Source organism: Nonomuraea sp. 3N208, assembly GCF_052245935.1.
Lineage (GTDB): Bacteria > Actinomycetota > Actinomycetes > Streptosporangiales > Streptosporangiaceae > Nonomuraea.
The window spans coordinates 289,418-303,018 of the sequence record NZ_JBQQBR010000004.1 but is presented as its reverse complement, the minus strand read 5'-3'; the positions used below and the strand labels follow the sequence as shown (position 1 = coordinate 303,018).

At 68.7% G+C, this 13,601-nt stretch carries 16 protein-coding genes; 10 read left to right on the top strand and 6 right to left on the bottom strand.

The genetic code is table 11. The annotated features are described in order from the left end of the window. The first annotated feature begins 148 nt into the window (after positions 1 to 148). Positions 149 to 679, top strand: a complete 531-nt coding sequence (gene cpt / locus ACTWPT_RS07750) for a chloramphenicol phosphotransferase CPT (protein ID WP_443176555.1) — start codon at positions 149 to 151, stop codon at positions 677 to 679. 132 nt (positions 680 to 811) lie between these two features. Here cpt and ACTWPT_RS07745 read toward each other — a convergent pair whose 3' ends face one another. Both ACTWPT_RS07745 and ACTWPT_RS07740 read right to left on the bottom strand, forming a co-directional pair. Further along, positions 812 to 1,492 carry a response regulator transcription factor gene (locus ACTWPT_RS07745; RefSeq protein ID WP_443176554.1) on the bottom strand — a complete coding sequence of 227 codons (681 nt, stop codon included), beginning with the start codon at positions 1,490 to 1,492 and terminating at the stop codon, positions 812 to 814. After that, a complete protein-coding gene (locus ACTWPT_RS07740) occupies positions 1,489 to 3,453 on the bottom strand; it encodes a sensor histidine kinase (RefSeq protein ID WP_443176553.1) in 1,965 nt (654 codons plus the stop codon). The genes ACTWPT_RS07745 and ACTWPT_RS07740 overlap by 4 nt, the downstream gene beginning before the upstream one ends. A gap of 200 nt (positions 3,454 to 3,653) precedes the next feature. On the opposite strand from ACTWPT_RS07740, the gene ACTWPT_RS07735 reads away from it, so the two are divergent. From ACTWPT_RS07735 to ACTWPT_RS07715, 5 genes are all read left to right on the top strand, one after another. Continuing rightward, on the top strand, positions 3,654 to 4,250 hold the full coding sequence (locus ACTWPT_RS07735) for a hypothetical protein (protein WP_443176552.1): 597 nt from the start codon (positions 3,654 to 3,656) through the stop codon (positions 4,248 to 4,250). A gap of 161 nt (positions 4,251 to 4,411) precedes the next feature. Beyond that, positions 4,412 to 4,660: a hypothetical protein gene (locus ACTWPT_RS07730; RefSeq protein WP_443176551.1), complete on the top strand. Its 249-nt coding sequence runs from the start codon at positions 4,412 to 4,414 to the stop codon at positions 4,658 to 4,660. Beyond that, positions 4,657 to 5,058 carry a DNA-binding protein gene (locus ACTWPT_RS07725; RefSeq protein WP_443176550.1) on the top strand — a complete coding sequence of 134 codons (402 nt, stop codon included), beginning with the start codon at positions 4,657 to 4,659 and terminating at the stop codon, positions 5,056 to 5,058. The genes ACTWPT_RS07730 and ACTWPT_RS07725 overlap by 4 nt, the downstream gene beginning before the upstream one ends. A 116-nt stretch (positions 5,059 to 5,174) precedes the next feature. Further along, a complete protein-coding gene (locus tag ACTWPT_RS07720; protein WP_443176661.1) occupies positions 5,175 to 5,999 on the top strand; it encodes an aminotransferase class IV family protein in 825 nt (274 codons plus the stop codon). Positions 6,000 to 6,217: 218 nt separating this feature from the next. After that, on the top strand, positions 6,218 to 6,934 hold the full coding sequence (locus tag ACTWPT_RS07715) for an alpha/beta hydrolase (protein ID WP_443176549.1): 717 nt from the start codon (positions 6,218 to 6,220) through the stop codon (positions 6,932 to 6,934). 219 nt (positions 6,935 to 7,153) lie between these two features. On the opposite strand, the gene ACTWPT_RS07710 is transcribed toward ACTWPT_RS07715, so the two are convergent. Both ACTWPT_RS07710 and ACTWPT_RS07705 read right to left on the bottom strand, forming a co-directional pair. Continuing rightward, entirely contained in the window at positions 7,154 to 8,359 is a 1,206-nt protein-coding gene (locus ACTWPT_RS07710) for a cation:proton antiporter (RefSeq protein WP_443176548.1), read from the bottom strand. Positions 8,360 to 8,619: 260 nt separating this feature from the next. Then, positions 8,620 to 9,102 (bottom strand): cupin domain-containing protein, encoded by a 483-nt coding sequence (locus ACTWPT_RS07705; RefSeq protein WP_443176547.1) that lies wholly within the window; start codon positions 9,100 to 9,102, stop codon positions 8,620 to 8,622. Positions 9,103 to 9,430: 328 nt separating this feature from the next. On the opposite strand from ACTWPT_RS07705, the gene ACTWPT_RS07700 reads away from it, so the two are divergent. Continuing rightward, complete coding sequence (locus tag ACTWPT_RS07700; protein ID WP_443176546.1) at positions 9,431 to 9,892, top strand: carboxymuconolactone decarboxylase family protein; 462 nt, start codon at positions 9,431 to 9,433, stop codon at positions 9,890 to 9,892. A gap of 39 nt (positions 9,893 to 9,931) precedes the next feature. On the opposite strand, the gene ACTWPT_RS07695 is transcribed toward ACTWPT_RS07700, so the two are convergent. Then, entirely contained in the window at positions 9,932 to 10,546 is a 615-nt protein-coding gene (locus ACTWPT_RS07695) for an NADP-dependent oxidoreductase (RefSeq protein ID WP_443176545.1), read from the bottom strand. Positions 10,547 to 10,986: 440 nt separating this feature from the next. On the opposite strand from ACTWPT_RS07695, the gene ACTWPT_RS07690 reads away from it, so the two are divergent. From ACTWPT_RS07690 to ACTWPT_RS07680, 3 genes are all read left to right on the top strand, one after another. After that, positions 10,987 to 11,586 carry a sulfite oxidase-like oxidoreductase gene (locus tag ACTWPT_RS07690; RefSeq protein WP_443176544.1) on the top strand — a complete coding sequence of 200 codons (600 nt, stop codon included), beginning with the start codon at positions 10,987 to 10,989 and terminating at the stop codon, positions 11,584 to 11,586. Between the two features lie 11 nt (positions 11,587 to 11,597). Continuing rightward, positions 11,598 to 11,828, top strand: coding sequence for a hypothetical protein (locus ACTWPT_RS07685; RefSeq protein ID WP_443176543.1), 231 nt, complete (start codon positions 11,598 to 11,600; stop codon positions 11,826 to 11,828). 143 nt (positions 11,829 to 11,971) lie between these two features. Beyond that, positions 11,972 to 12,538, top strand: a complete 567-nt coding sequence (locus tag ACTWPT_RS07680; RefSeq protein WP_443176542.1) for a YciI family protein — start codon at positions 11,972 to 11,974, stop codon at positions 12,536 to 12,538. Between the two features lie 75 nt (positions 12,539 to 12,613). On the opposite strand, the gene ACTWPT_RS07675 is transcribed toward ACTWPT_RS07680, so the two are convergent. After that, positions 12,614 to 13,537: an RNA polymerase sigma-70 factor gene (locus tag ACTWPT_RS07675; RefSeq protein WP_443176541.1), complete on the bottom strand. Its 924-nt coding sequence runs from the start codon at positions 13,535 to 13,537 to the stop codon at positions 12,614 to 12,616. Between the last annotated feature and the right edge of the window lie 64 nt (positions 13,538 to 13,601).

The following is a 13,601-nucleotide window of genomic DNA, read 5'->3' as shown; positions in this document are numbered from 1 at the left end:
ACTCCCCGCTGGCCCCGCTGTCCTCCGAGGAGCAGGACGCCCTGCAGCGCCTCCTCACCCGCGCCCTCATCCGCTGATCCGCTCGACGCCCGCTGAAAAGCATTTTTCAGATCTTGGGCACGGCTTCTAGTGTGGTGCGGTGACCCAAGTGATCGTTTTGAATGGCGGCTCCAGCTCGGGAAAGTCGGGTATCGCCCGCTGTCTGCAGGCCGTCCTGCCGGATCCATGGCTTGCCTTCGGCGTCGACTCGCTGATCGAGGCGATGCCCGCGTCCATGCAGGGATCGGATGGGGGGATCGAGTTCGCGCCGGACGGCGGGGTGAGTGTCGGTCCGTTGTTCCGGAAGCTGGACGCGGCGTGGATGGAGGGCGTCGCCGCGACGGCCCGGGCGGGCGCTGGGGTGATCGTGGATGACGTCTTCCTCGGTGGAGCCGCGTCCCAGCAGCGGTGGGAGAAGGTTCTCGCCGGACTGGACGTGCTGTGGGTCGGCGTCCGATGTGAGAGCGCGGTCGCAGCAGGCCGCGAGATCGCCCGGGGGGACCGGGTCCAGGGCATGGCCGCGTTGCAAGCAGAGGTGGTTCACCAGGGCGTGGTCTACGACCTGGAGGTGGACACCACACATACCGAGGCCTTGGATTGTGCGCAGAGGATCGCCACCCACATCCGGTCCCAGGCATAATCCGCTCGGCGCCGCTGACCACCAGCCGGCAGGACCGCGGCGCATGATCAGAGCCACGGGTGCGGCGGTGGCGACGAGTGCATAAAGACGGCAGGGCGGAGCAGAGTTGGTCATCAGCCGACTCCCTTAAGATCATGACCGGCGTTCGTCGCCCGGCGTCACCAGCCCGGACTCGTAGGCGTGGATCACCAGGTGGACCCGCGTAGTGGCGTCGAGCTTGGTGAGCAGTCTGCTGACGTACGTCTTGACCGTCGCCGCCCCGATGAACAGCCGCTCAGCGATGTCACCATTGGACAGCCCTTGAGCGACGAGCCGCAACACGTCGGACTCCCGCTCGGTCAACTCGGGCAGCTTCCCGGCGACCACGACAGGCGGCGGCGCGACCGCGAAAGCCTCGATGAGCCGGCGCGCGATCGACGGTGACAGCAGCGCGTCGCCGTCGGCCGCCACCCGCACCGCGCGCAGCAACTCGGCAGGCGGGGTGTCCTTGAGCAGAAAACCCACCGCTCCCGCCCGCAGCGCCCCGAAGACGTATCCGTCCAGCCCGAACGTCGTCAACACCACGATCTTCGTCTGCCCGCACGCGGGATCGCCCGTGATACGCCGGGTCGCCTCGATGCCGTCGAGCACCGGCATGCGTACATCCATCAACACCACATCCGGCCGGGCGGCCCGGACCAGCCGCACGGCCTCTTCACCCTGCCCGGCCTCCCCGATGACCTCCAGATCGGCACTGGCCGACAGCAGGGCCACGAACCCGGCCCTGACCAGCTCCTGATCGTCGACCACCACGACCCGCAGCGGCGTCGTCATCGGCTCACCCGTTCCTTGCCGGCCGAAAGCGTGGCATGGACACTGAAGCCGCCGCCCGCCCGCGGCCCCGCCTCCAGCATCCCGTCGAAGAGTGCCACGCGTTCCCCCATCCCCACCAGGCCGAACCCGCCTCCGCCGGCACCGCTCGCGCGCGCGCCGGGCCCGTCGTCGTCCACCCGGATGTCGATCCGTCCGTCCACGGCCCGCACGCCGACCGTCACCGGGCTGCCCGGGGCGTGCTTGCGCGCGTTCGTGAGCGCTTCCTGCACCACCCGGTAGACGGTCAGCCGCAGGCTCTCCGGCGCGTCCGCGACGGACGCGTCGATCTCCAGCGTGACCGGGCCGTGGGAGGCCCGGTGTACGGAGGCCAGCAGCTCCAGCTCCGCCAGCCCGGGCGCCGGCGCGAGGCCGGCCGCCGCCGTATCCGGCTGCAGGAGCCGCAGCATGCGGCGCAGATCGTCCATGGCGGTACGAGCCGCGTCCTCGATGGCGGTGAGCGCGGGCGCCACCTGCTGCGGCCGGGAGGTGATGAGGTGCCCGGCGACGCCGGACTGGACGGCGATGACCGACAGCGTGTGCGAGACCACGTCGTGCAGCTCCCGCGCGATGCGCAGCCGCTCCTCGACGACGGCCCGCTCGGCGTCCCTGGCCCGCCGCCACTCGGCCTCCAGCGCCAGCTCGACCGCGTGGTGCAGGGCCAGGCGCCGGTGCCTGGCGTACCGGCCGAGCGCCCACAGGACGGTGACGGCGGCCACGGTGACCAGGGCGAGCGGGTGGTCGAAGTATGGGGCCTGCAGCAGGGCGAGCGTGCCCATCTCGGCGTAGACCAGGGCCAGACCTGCCACCGCGACCGGGCGTCGCCCTTCGGCCGCGACCGTGTACAGCGCGATCATCATGCACAACGGGGTCAGACCGGCGTTCCAGCCGAGCGCCGCGATCGTGAAGGCCGACGCCGTCACCACGCCCAGCACGCTCATGGGGAAGCGGCGCCGTACCGTGAGCGGCAGCCCCGCACCCAGGGCGAGCAGCACCAGCCACTGGTCGGGCTCGGGATAGGTGTAGGTGTCGGTCGGGTCCTTCGTGAGCACGCTGCTCACCGCCACGGCGGCCACCGCCAGCCCGAGCAGCAGATCGAGCAGCCGCTCCCGCCGCCCAGGAAGGGCCGGTCCGTCGTGGCGGGTACGCGCCGGCCCGTCGTGCTCGGGGGAGGGGGTGCGAAGCACGCCGAGCATGCGCCGTAGATCATCCAGCGCGGCCCGGCTGGCCTCCTCGATCGCCGACAACGCCGGCCCCGCCTGGTCCGGCCGCGCGCCGACCAGGTGCCGGGCGACAGCGGACTGCACGGTGATGACCGACAACGTGTGGGAGATGATGTCGTGCAGGTCGCGGACGATCCGCAGCCGTTCGGCGAACACCGCCTGCTCCACCGCCAGCGCCCGGCCCCTCTCGGCCTCCAACGCCCGCGCCATCGCCTCCTGCCTGCCGAGCCGCCAGCGGCGCACGTAGAAACCCAGGGCCCAGGCCACGACGAAGAACCCGGACTCGGGCAGCGTCGCCGGCGACCACAGGGCCGGCGACCGTAGCAGCATGACCACGATCGCGGCGGCGTATGCGGTCACCAAGCAGGCCAGCGACATCGGGACCGGGCGCCAGGCGGCCACCGCGTAGAGCGCGAACAACACGCAGACGCCGATCAGGCCCGGATCCAAGCCCTGCCACTCGAAGGCGGTGTTGGCCGCGATCGTGAAGGCGTACACGGCGACCGGCCACCGCCTGCGCACCGCGAGCGCCAGCCCGGCCACCAGCGCCGTCAGCACCAGTGCGGCATTCGGCTCGGGCTGCGGGAAGGCGGACGCCGGATCGTAGGTGAAGACGTCGCTGACGGCCAGCGCGGCGAGGGCCAGCGCGAGCAGCACGTCCAGCAGCTGCTCCCGCTCCCACCAGCCCCGCGTCGCACTCATGATCGGAGGGTACGACCCGGCAACCGGGTCGCGATACCGCCGAACGGGCGACGTCCCCTTCCCCCACACGGGGGAACGCACCCGCCGCGTCCGCCCACAAGGGGAACACCCCGATCAGCCCGCAGGCCGCTGACCTCGACGCCGCCGACGCGCATTCTGGCTGACGGCAACCACCGATCGCTCACTCCGAAGGAAAACCGATGTCCACGACTGCCTCCTCGTACGATTCGCAAGCCTCGTCAAGCCGCGTCCTCACACCCCAGTTCGCCGTCGTCGCAGGCGGTCTCGTCGGCGCGACCGGCGCGGCCGCGTACATCTCCAGCTTCTTCCTGCTGGCGGACCTCAGCGGCCGCGAGGCCGTCCGCAGCCCGCTCTGCGTCACCGCCAACGTGCTGATCACAATCGGCTTCATCACGCTCGCCCTCGCGCTGCCCGCATTCTCCGGGCCCGCCAAACTTCCCCGATGGGCCACTATCACCGCGGGTCTGGGCTGCGCGTTTCTCGCCGCGGCCGCATGGGCGATGGCGACGTTCGGCGCCGACATGGCCGGCACGGTCACCGATGCCCAGTGGGAGGGTCCTGGCCTGCTGGCGTTCGTGGGTCTGATCCCGAAGATGCTGCTCTGCGGAGTGGGCTTCGCCGCGATCGCGGGCGCCGGCTGGAGGCGTCGTGGCATCTCCCGAGGAGCGTGCGTCCTTCTCGCCCTCGCCGCGCTGGTCGCCGTACTGCTCACGCCCCACCAGCCCGCGGCACTCCTCGGCGGCCTGGCCCTCGCCTGGGCCGCCAAGTCCGCCTGATCCGGTCGGCGGCCTCGGCTCAGGTGGCCCGGACAAGATCTGGACATCATCGGGCTGACTCTTCGACTGGACCATCCGGTTCATCGCGCGAGAGGCCGGCGATCCATGGCGGAGGTACGGCTGGAGCGGAGCCGATGTGCATACCGTAGTATGCTTGCTTCATGGCGGATACGACACGCATCACGGTGACACTCCCGAATGACCAGGTAGCCGAACTCAGGAAGCTCACCGATAACATCTCCGGCTATGTCGCAGAGGCGGTGGCACGCCAGCTGCGGCACCAACTCCTCGGCAACGACCTGCTGCGTCACCAGGAGGAGCATGGGGAGTTCACCGAGGAGGAGCTGGCTCAGGCTCGTTCCAGGATCTTCGGGGCGGCGGACCCCGGTCGTTCGGCGAGCGTGGCGTGATCGAGCACGTCGAAACCGTCGTCCTGGACTCCCAGGGGCTCTCCGCCTGGATCGCGCAGGACCGCAAGATTCTCGCGATGTTCCAGGTGTTCCATACCATGGGTGCCGATTTCGTCATTGGCGCCAACACCATCGTGGAAGTCAGCCACACGCGGATGAACATGCCTCGGCTGCAGTGGGTGCTCTCCCGTGTCAAGGTTGAGCCCGTATCCGAGGCAGCGGCGAGGGCGTCCGCGGGTCTGCTCAAGGCCGCAGGTCTGCACGGCCACAAGTACGCGATCGACGCGACGGTCGCCGAGGTGGCACTGCGCCAGCCAGGTCCGGTGGCCATGCTGACCTCCGATGTCGACGACATGGCCCGGCTGTGCGGCGACCGTGTCCGGCTCATCGGCATCTGAGCGAGCAACGCCGGTATCTGCTCGGCAGCGCTTCACCCCACGTGCCGCCCAACCGCGCAGGGGACATAACTGGCAAGGCCGCGAACCCGAACGTCAACGCGCCCCCGACGAACGTCATGGCGAAATACTTCAGGCTCTCGCGGCAGTGTCATACTCGCGCCATGGCGCTACTCGATGGTGCACCTGTCTCCCACGACACACTCCTAGCCCTGGGGTTCGTCAACTACGGCCACTTCACCACGATGCGTGTGGAAAATGGGCGCGTCCGTGGCCTCGTGCACCATCTCGATCGACTTGATCGTGACTGTCGCCTCATCTTCGCAGCTCACCTGGATCATGAACGGGTGCGTGAGTACGTTCGGCAAGCAGTAGAAGACGTGGACGGCTCGATCATCGTACGAGTCACCGTCTTCGACCCCGACCTGGAGCTGAGCCATCCCGGCGCTACGGCGCACCCTCGGATCCTGATCACCACCCGGCCGACAGGCTCCCTACCGCTGTCTCCGATACGCGTTCAGACGGTCAGATACCAGCGTGATCTACCGCAGGTGAAGAACGTGGGCCTGTTCGGCGTGCTGCGTAACCGCCGGACGGCTCAGCTCGACGGATTCGATGACGCGCTGCTCATCGACCAGGCGTCCCTCGTCGCGGAAGGGACGACCTGGAACGTCGGCTTCTACGACGGAGAACGGGTCGTCTGGCCGAGCGGCGACATCTTGGAGGGAATCACCATGCGGCTGCTCCAGCAGGTCCACGACCGGACGAGCACGGTCCCCATACACGTCGACGACATCCCGAGGATGCAGGCTGCCTTCGCCACCAACGCCGCGATCGGCGTGCGCCCCATCAGCGTCATCGACGACGTCGCTCTGCACGCAGACCATCCGATCTTCGAGACCCTCCGCAAAGAATACGAAGCGATCCCCGCGGAACACCTTTAGCCGGTCCTCCTTCATTGCTGGATCCGCAGAAGTAGTGCCGGACAACATTTGCCCTGGCGGGAAGTAAGTAAAGCCCGTTGTGATACGTTTGGTACCAAAGTGAACCGTATCGACCCGGAGGAGGTGAGACCGATCAACGCTGTGACAGGTCGGGGCTCCCTCCCGCGTATCGCCTAGGGAGCGCCCGCACAAGGCATCCCGAAAGGCTTGAAACGCGCATGCGCTTCACCTCGCAGACGTCGACCGACGGCGTCACCGAACGATCCTTCACCCTCGACGAGATCCCCGGCGTGCTGTGGACTCCGGAAGACGCTGAACCCTGCGCCCTGATCCTCATCGGACACGGCGGCGGACAGCACAAGCAGGCTCCTGGTGTCGTGGGCCGCGCCCTCCGGCTGGCGGGCGAGTGCGGTTTCGCGGCGGCGGCCATCGACGCCCCGGCTCACGGCGACCGGCCCAAGAGCGCCGAACACGACCGGATCATCACCGAGATGCGGGCCTGCATGGCCGACGCGGGCGACCCGGTCCCGCTGCTGGCCGAGCTCCACACGCTGCTGGCCGCCCAGACCGTCCCGGAATGGCGCGCGGTCCTGGACGCGCTCGGGGATCTGGGCCCAGTGGGTTACTGGGGCATGTCGCTGGGCTGCGCTCTCGGCATTCCGTTGGTCGCCGCCGAACCGCGGATCCGTACGGCGGTGCTGGGGCTGAACGGGACGTCGTTGGCCTCGGCCGAGGCCGCCGCCGGCGTCACCGTCCCCGTGCAGTTCCTGATGCAGTGGGACGACGAGCGGGTGCCGCGCGAGGAGGCCCTGGCACTGTTCGACGCCCTGGCCTCGGCTGAGAAGACGCTGCACGCCAATCCCGGCAAGCACGGGGACGTGCCGGCCTTCGAGGCGGACAGCGCGTTGCAGTTCTTCGCCCGGCATCTGGGCTGATACCGCCGCCTGCCGTCCGCGACGCGCCGATCGGGATCCGTACCCGATCGGCGCGTTCAGCGCACACTGGCCGGCGTGGGCTTGGCCTGATCGCCGGCGTCGGGCGCGCCGATCGATCCACTGGGTGCGGGCGCCCCGCAAAGGGTGGTACTCAAGGGCGGCGACCGGCCGGTCCTGCCCACCGCCTCACCGCGACACCAGGCACGTCAACGCCCTGGGCTAGGCGACTTGATCGGGCGCCGCCGGCGTGGGTGGATGGGAACGGCCCAGCAGCCGCAAGGCCATCAAGGGGAACACAACCACTGACAGGAGGCCCGCTGCCACCAGCGCGGCGGCGTTCTCCGGACGGATGGCGTCCAGCTTCAGGCCGATCGTTGCCGCGGCCACGATCACCGGCAGTGATGTGGCCTGCAGGAGCCCGCTGGCCATGACCTCCGCGCGGGAGAGACCGGCAGCGCGGTAGGCCAGTGCAGGAAGTCCGCGAACCAGGAGAAGCGCGGCCAGGAACATCGGCACCCGCAACACCGTCTCAGCGTCGGCGAACAGGGCGCCGAGATTGAACTGGATGCCGCTCGTCACGAAGAACACCGGGACGAGAAATCCGTACCCCAGACCCTCGAGTTTGATGTGAAACTGCGGGTGGGTCCGTTCCGTGTCTGGGTCGATCAACCGGAGCACGGCTCCCGCGACGAAGGCACCGAGGATGGCCTCGAAGCCGAGATGCAAGGCCATCGCAGACAGCCCGACGACGAGGAGCATCGACAAGCGGACCCGGACTTGCGCACTTGTGTCCGCCAGCTTCTCCACGGCTCGGGACAGCCACATGGAGTGCCCCGCCTGGATCGACGCCAGCACAATGAGTACCGCCAGCCCGGCAAGACTGAGGAGCAGCAGCAGCCTGGAGCCCGGGGCCGACGAATGCTCGGAGAAGAACAGCGATAGCAGCACCACAGCGCTGATCTCACCGGCCGAGGCTCCGCCGATGGTCAGCTGGCCGACCGGCCGGTCGATCGCGCCGACGTCCTTCAAGATGGGAACCAGCAACCCAAGTGACGTGGCCACCAAAGCAGTGCCGATCAGCAGTGGGCTCTCGACCAGTCCCGCTGCGTGAAACAACAAGCCGACGATTGCGGCCAGCGCGACCGTGCCGACGAGGCCGACACTGACCAGTCCCGCCCGCGGACCGCGCAGGTGTCGGATGTCGATCTCAAGTCCGGCCAGGAAGAGAAGGAAGCCCAGGCCGATGATCGACAACGTTTGGACGGCGGTGTCTGCCGTCACCACGTTCAACACTGCCGGGCCAAGGACGACACCTGCCACGATCTCAAGGACCGCGCCGGGTACGGGTAGCCGGGGCACCGTGGCGAGGAGGAACGGGACGCCGGCGGCTACGGCCAGCACGATCAGCAGGTTGTCGTACGACATCAGATTCTCCGGTGCTCGCGCGGGATGATGGCAGAGATCCCGTCATGACCCAGGCCAGCGGCGAACCAGTCGACGAAACCGCCGCAGGTGCCGGTCGATCTCGCCGGAGTGCACCTCGCGCACCGCCAGATCGAGTGTCACGCTCAACCTCGCCTGATCGGCGCTGTCGTACGCGTGGCCGGTGATTCCGATCGGGCAGGGCGGTGAATTTCCGTTGAGCAATCCGCAATTCCTACTACCCCGGTTGTGTAACCGATGCCCTACCCCGGCGGGTCATCGACCTTGATCTTGTCTCCTGTGTTGGAGATGAAGACGACCAGCAGCTTCGCCGATTTTGTCCGGCTGGTGTTTTCCGTGAGCACATGGTGGGCGCCCGGCGGCTCGACCCAGTCCTCGCCCTGGTGGAAAGTGCGCACCGGCTCGCCACTGATCTGGCTACGCAAAGTGCCTTCGAGCACGTAGGCGTACACGAAAGCCTCGCCGTGCCGATGCGGCACCGCACGTGAACCTGGCGGGAAATCTACGATCGCGGAGGTGAACGTCTTGCCTTTGACATTCGGAAGCGCCTGTTCCAACAGAGGCGAGAGCGTCTCGGACGGCGGTTGCGAAACCGTGGCGGCAACCGGCACCTCGGCGGCAACCTGCACCTTGCCTGTCGCACGCTCTGTTATGGGAGCGCACGCGGCGGCCGCAGCCACCATGCCGGCAGCCAGAAAGCCACCGGTAAACCGTCGTCGGATCATGACAACTCTCCTATCCCGCTTGGACTTTGAGGCGGACAGGGCGATCGCGAGGCCTCTCAGCTTCCGGACCTAGGGGTTCGCTGCTCCGACTCGCCACACCACCGGACACAGCCGAAGCGCTTACCCCGGCATGGGGCGTCGATCAGGCGGAGTGGAATTGCTCGAATACGCTGCCCAGGCAATTCGACGGCTACCGAGGGCGAATTCAAGCCTTGGCGATGGTCTGTTCAGGCGCAGGTCGAGCCGCCCAAGACCGCGCCGCGACGAACTGCGCGGCGACCCTGCCGTGCGGCAGAGGCGGCAGTTCACGCGGCCTAGAGTGAAACCCGTGACTGAGCAGCAACGCGTCAACATCGGCAAGCAGCATCCGGCCGGCTACAAGGCTCTCATCGCCTTGTCGACGGCGGCGGAGGAGAGCGCCGCAGCGGCAGGTCTCGACCCGCTCCTGGTCGAGTTGGTGAAGATCCGCACGTCTCAAATCAACGGCTGCGCGTTCTGCCTGCGAATGCACACCCGCGACGCGCTCAAAAAGGGCGAGAACCCAGACCGCCTCGCCGTGCTGCCGGCGTGGGCAGAGACCGGCTACTACTCCGAGATCGAGCGCGCCGCCCTGCGCCTGACCGAGGCGATCACACGGGTGTCGGATGGTCATGTGAGCGATGATGACTACGCGGCGGCCGCCGCAGTGCTCTCCGAGGATCAGGTCTCGGCGGTCGCCTGGCTGTCGACCGTGATGAACGCCTTCAACCGCGTGGCGATCACGAGCCGATACCCCGTCGCCGGCAACTGAACCTGCCTGGAGGTTCCACAGCCCCGCGCACGTAGCCGGCTATTCGCCTTCCGCGACCCGGATGATCGTCTTGCCGGGGGTGCGCTGGGCGGCCGCGAGCACCGACGTCGCCTCGGCGAGCGTCCGCACGGACCCGACGTTCGGGCGGAGCCGCCCGTCCCGGAGCCGACGGGCCAGGTCCGCGAGCCGGGCGCGATCGGGTTCGACGACGAAGAAGATCGCCTGCCCGTCTCGGGGCCGGACCGTGGGTGGCGAGGCGATGGCGACGAGCGTGCCGCCGGCGCGCACCAGCGCAGCCGAGCGGTCCATGATGTCGCCGCCGATCATGTCGAGCACCACGTCGACCTGACCGGCATCTTCTAGACGATCGGCCTCCAGGTCCAGAAAGGCATTCACGCCGAGCCCGAGAGCCGTGTCCCTGGCGCCGGCCCTGCCGGTGCCGATCACTCGGGCTCCTGCCTCGCGTGCGAGCTGCACCGCAAGAGAACCGACACCGCCCGCGGCGCCGTGGATCAGGACGGTCTGGCCGGCAGTGAGGCGGCCGTGGTCGAACAGCCCCTGCCATGCGGTCAGCCCTGAGATCGGCAGTGCGGCGGCCACGGTGTGGTCGACGTCGGCCGGCAGCGGCGCGAGGTTGCGGGCCTCCACCGCCACGTACTCAGCCAGCGAGCCGTCGCGGGCCGGGTCGGTCGTCGGCCAGCGGGGGTGAACGCCGCAGCATGCACCCGCACGATGACGTCGTTCTCGGCGGCGTGGGGGTACGGCACTTCCGTCAGGGAAAGCCCACCCAGACCGGCGGCGCGGTCTCGGACCGTGATGGCCTGCATGACAGGTCCTCGCGAGCGGTGGAATATCGGATAGGACGAAACGTACCTGCGCCGGGGTTCGATACGGTCGAACTCACTGCGGCGAGTCGCCGGGTCCACCACCACCAGCCAGTCCAACCGAGTCCGCTCGCGCAGGTGCCCGGACAAGCTGTGTGCAGGTCAGCGTCTCTTCACAGGTTTGCCCGAAGATCCTTTGCTGAGACATGTGGATCACGGGCGGGGGCATGGTGGTAGGACCAGATTGACCCGTCGCTGAAGGAGGCTTCCGTGGCCATCGTCTCGCGCGGCTTTCGCGGCAGGCCCAGAGAGGGCGGCGACCGGCTCCCACCCGGTCAGTATCTGGTCGAGGACTTTCCCGTGTTGTCGGCGGGGCCGACGCCGCGGATCCCGCTGGATCAGTGGGAGTTCGCCATCGACACCGAGTTCGGCCAGACCCACCGCTGGTCCTGGCAGGAGCTGATGGCGCTGCCGAGCCAGACTCCTACGGTCGACATCCATTGCGTCACCAAATGGTCCAAGCTGGACACCAGCTGGGCGGGCGTTTCGCTCGACATGCTGTTCGAGGACGTGGAGACTGCCGCCGAGTACGCGCTGATCTATTCCTACGGCGGCTACACCACCAACCTGCCGCTCGAAGACCTGCTCGACGGCCAGGCGTGGATCGCGCACCGCTTCGACGGCGAGGAGCTGGCGCCTGTCCACGGCGGTCCGGCCCGACTGCTGGTGCCCCACCTGTATTTCTGGAAGTCAGCCAAGTGGGTGCGCGGCATCCGGCTGTTGAACGACGACTCGCCCGGCTTCTGGGAGACCGCGGGCTACAACAACTACGGCGACCCCTGGCGCGAGCAGCGCTACGAAGGCGACTAGTGGCGCGCCCGATGCGCGGCCTGAGCTGGCGGGCCGCCCGGCTGGCCAAGGTGCGCAGGGAGACCGACACCGCCTGCACGCTCCGCATGGAGGTGCCCGGCTGGCCCGCTCACGTGGCCGGTCAGCACGTGGACGTGCGGCTGACCGCCGAGGACGGCTACAGCATCCAGCGCACGGCGAGCCGCTGCGGCGGTGGCACGGATCAGCTCCACTTGCTTGGCGGGCAGGTGGTCCGGTCGTAGCCCTCCGACTCGTCGGCGTCGGCCAGTCCCCAGGTCGGCGCCCTCGGGGTCGGTGGTGACGGCGCGGTCTCCTGCGAGCTTCCACCCTGGTGCAGGCTGAAGGATCGCCGATGGCTCGGATGGCCAAAATGTCGCCGCGGTCCATGGTAGGTACTCTCGGCATGGAGTTCTTCTGTTATCACCGCGATCGGCCTGACTCCGCGGCGCTGCGCGACGAGCTGTTGGAAGAGCACTGGTCCTACATGGACCGGTACGCGGCGGAGATGATCGCCCGTGGCCCGACCTTCGCCCGCGGCAGCGACACGGCCACCGGCAGCGTGCACATCGTCGACCTGCCAGATCTCGCCACTGCGCGTGCGTTCGTCTTCGACGAGCCCAGCTACCAGGCCGGTGTGTACCGGGACGTGCTGTTGCGCCGATGGCGCAACGTGCTGGGGCGCACTATGTGGGATTTTCCTGGCGGCCGGGACGGCGGCAACCGGTATCTGGTGCTGGGCCTCGGCTCCGGGCAGGCTGCCGACCTTGTCCCGCCGCCCGGCCGGGACGAGCTGATCGCGTACGGGCCGCTGCTGTCCGACGACGGCACCACCTGGCTGGGGACGGCGCTGCTGGTCCGGGCGCCGGACCCGGATGCGGCACGCGCCGTCCTGACCCTGGACCGGTACGCCGACATCGAGGTCCACGACTGGGAGTTCGGCGGGCGGCGGTAATGAGCGCTCCGACTACGGCGGGGCGCGACCCCCCTTTTCACGACACGGCAGCGTCACCCGCCGGGACATCGAGGACTATTCCGTGGGTCGGCGTGCCTGTCTTACTTCGCGATCGATTGCCCAGGCGTCCGCCACTGGGCCCACGTGCCTCAGCTTGTCTGGGTTGATCACCGCGCGGATCGTCTGGATCTGCCCGTCGAGTACATCGAGCGCCAGGGTGTGGAGCACCTTGCCGTCCCTGTCGCGGAAGATCGCGCCCGGCTGGCCGTTGACCTCGTGCGGCTCGCCCGTCACGCCGATCAGGGCCATCCGGGGGAAGACGGAGGCGAGCAGCCGGGCCACGTTCTGGGCGCCGATGACGGCCTTGGCCAGCTGCGGGGCCTTGCCGCCGCCGTCGCCGACCATCGATACGTCGGCAGCCAGCAGGTTCTGCAGGCCGGCGACGTCGCCTTCGCGGAGGGCGTCGAGGAACCGCGACGCCAGTTCTTCTCGCCGTCTGCGGTCCGTCTCGAAGCGGGGCCGGCCTGCGGCCATATGGCGTCGCGCCCGCACCGCCAGCTGGCGGCAAGCCGCCTCCGAGCGCTCCACGGCCGACGCGACCTCGGGAAAGCTGAAGTCGAACACCTCCCGCAGCACGAAGACCGCCCGCTCGAGCGGCGACAGCCGCTCCAGCAGCACCAGGGCCGCCATCGACAACGAGTCGGCCAGTTCCGCCGACCGCTCCGGGTCCTGGTAAGGGTCGGCGAGCAGCGGCTCGGGGAGCCACGGCCCGACGTACTCCTCCCGCCGGACGCGGGCCGAGCGCAGCACGTCGATCGAGATCCGGGTCACGGTGGCCGACAGGAACGCCTTGACCGACCTGGGCTCGGTCGGGGAGGCCTCGAAGCGCAGCCAGGTCTCCTGGATCGCGTCCTCGGCCTCGCTCACGCTGCCCAGAATCCGGTAGGCGATCGAGAACAACAGCGGCCGCAGCTCCTGAAACTCCTCGGCCCTGCTCATACCGGCTCCTCCTTGAAACCCTGCCGCCACGAGGGATAGCGCAGCTGCCAGCCGAGCTCCCGCT